1 pseudogene is annotated in these 443 nt (G+C 51.9%); it reads left to right on the forward strand.

Going from position 1 to position 443, the window contains the following annotated elements:
• Window positions 1-443, forward strand: a pseudogene (gene hexR, locus K0039_RS25465) (DNA-binding transcriptional regulator HexR); the annotation flags it as partial.

Below are 443 nucleotides of genomic sequence, written 5' to 3' on the forward strand. Positions count from 1 at the left end.
GCCATCAACCGCGCCGTCGACTTGCTCACTCAGGCAAAAAAAATCGCCTTTTTCGGATTAGGCTCTTCAGCCGCCGTTGCCCACGATGCGATGAATAAGTTCTTTCGTTTTAATGTTCCGGTGGTGTACTCCGATGATATTGTGCTGCAACGCATGAGTTGTATGAATTGTAGCGACGGAGACGTGGTGGTGCTGATTTCTCACACTGGAAGAACAAAAAATCTGGTCGAGCTGGCGCAGCTGGCTCGCGAAAACGACGCAATGGTGATTGCCCTCACCTCTGCGGGTACCCCGCTCGCCCGGGAAGCAACGCTGGCAATTACCCTCGACGTACCGGAAGATACTGACATTTATATGCCCATGGTTTCTCGACTTGCACAGCTGACCGTGATAGATGTGCTGGCGACAGGATTTACTTTGCGACGCGGTGCAAAATTCAGAGA

The sequence above is a fragment of the Terrisporobacter mayombei genome, from assembly GCF_020748465.1.
GTDB lineage: Bacteria > Bacillota > Clostridia > Peptostreptococcales > Peptostreptococcaceae > Terrisporobacter > Terrisporobacter mayombei.